This window comes from Streptomyces sp. UH6 (assembly GCF_013421635.1).
Classification (GTDB): domain Bacteria; phylum Actinomycetota; class Actinomycetes; order Streptomycetales; family Streptomycetaceae; genus Streptomyces; species Streptomyces abyssomicinicus.
The window spans coordinates 1-1436 of the sequence record NZ_JACADT010001229.1 but is presented as its reverse complement, the minus strand read 5'-3'; the positions used below and the strand labels follow the sequence as shown (position 1 = coordinate 1436).

General features: G+C 73.9%; 1 protein-coding gene and 1 pseudogene. One reads left to right on the top strand and one right to left on the bottom strand.

The window, feature by feature from the left end; all coding sequences use genetic code 11:
• Positions 1-270: pseudogene (locus HW445_RS30835) on the top strand (hypothetical protein); the annotation flags it as partial.
• Between the two features lie 83 nt (positions 271-353).
• Here the strand turns inward: HW445_RS30835 and HW445_RS30830 are convergent.
• Positions 354-1004, bottom strand: coding sequence for a hypothetical protein (locus HW445_RS30830; protein ID WP_180224081.1), 651 nt, complete (start codon positions 1002-1004; stop codon positions 354-356).
• Positions 1005-1436: the final 432 nt, after the last annotated feature.

Sequence of the window (1436 nt, the reverse complement as noted above, 5' to 3'; positions counted from 1 at the left end):
CAGCCGCAGCCCTACGGCGGTCAGCCGCAGCAGGGCGGCGCGCCCGCCCCCGCGCAGCAGCAGGCGGGGCCGGAGTTCTCGCCGTTCTGGTTCGCCGTGCCGGCGCCGCGGGCGCTGTACGCCGAGGACGGTTCGCCGACGCAGATCGCCGAACTGACGCCGGGCGTCTGGTACCTGGCGGTCGACCAGCGGGGTCCGGGTCTGGTCGCGCAGACCCAGGACGGGCGTCGTGGTCTGCTGCAGGACGCCTCGGGCATCCAGCGGGGCTGACGGTTCGCGTCACTCGTGACCTGGGCCCCCGCCGTACGGCGGGGGCCTTCGTCGTGCCGCGTGCCGTGCCGCGTGCCGTGCCGCTACGGCGCGCCCTGCAGCTCTCCGGCGGAGGGCACCTTGTCGGTGACCTCGGCGCCGGCGGACTTCCCGGCGTCCTTGACGTCGTTGATGATGCTGTCGAAGTTGCCGACGATCTCGTCGGTGTTGTCGCCGCTGCGGAGCTGCTTGGGCAGGTCCTTCATCTTCTCGATGCCCTCTTCGAGCGGGGCGACGGCCTTCGCCAGGGTGGGGTCGCCCTTGGCGTTGTCGATCGCCGCCTTGAGGCGGTTGTACGCGAAGACGCCGGCGAGGCCGGCCTTGACCAGGGAGACGCGGCGGCCGTCGGCGCCCTTCTTGAAGCTCCCGGCGCGGAACGGCTTGACGATCCACTGGTAGGTGGCGCCCGCGGCGAGGCCGGCGTTCACCACGAAGCGGGTCTTGGCGAACTTCTGTTTCTCGGCGGAGGTGGTGGGCGTGGGCTCGGCCCGTGTCCGCCCCACCTGGGACGCCTCGGCCCTCATCTGTGCCATCGCCTCGGCTTCCAGGGCCTGCGCGCTCGCCCGCGCGTTGACCCGGGTGTCCGCCTGCGGGGAGGAGGTGGTGGGCTCGCTGCTGCCGCAGCCGGTTGCGCCGGCGACGAGGGCGCAGGAGAGGGTCACGGCGAGTACGAGACGGCGTAGCGGAACGGGCATGGGTCTGCCTCCGGGGAGTTCGGGCGGTCCTCTTCCCGCAGCGTCGCCCACCCCCCGGCCCCGGGCGACCGCTGTACCCCCGTCCGGGTACGCCCCCCCACCACCGGCCCCCGCACGCACCCGGCCCTCCCACCCGAGCGCGGCACGCGCATCACGCGCCGCCGTGCGGCCGCCTGACCCGACCCTTCCGTCTGCGGGCAGTCGTGCCGCTAAGGGCGATGGGGGTCCCCCCTGCTCGAGCGAAGTCGAGAGCTTGGGGGAGGGTGGGCGCAGGCGTCACGTACGCACGCGACGGCTCGCTCCGCGGAACGTAAGCCCCTCCGGGAAGGGGGCGGGTCGGGGGATGAACAGTGCTGTCCGCCGAGGTCCGGCTTGGGCACGCCGCAGCGAGGTCACGTGTGCAGGGCGCCGCCCGCTTGCGCGTGGTGGGGC

Bases quoted from the DNA above. Each gene is read 5' to 3' on its own strand.
- HW445_RS30830 (WP_180224081.1), bottom strand. From the start codon at position 1,004: ATGCCCGTTCCGCTACGCCGTCTCGTACTCGCCGTGACCCTCTCCTGC.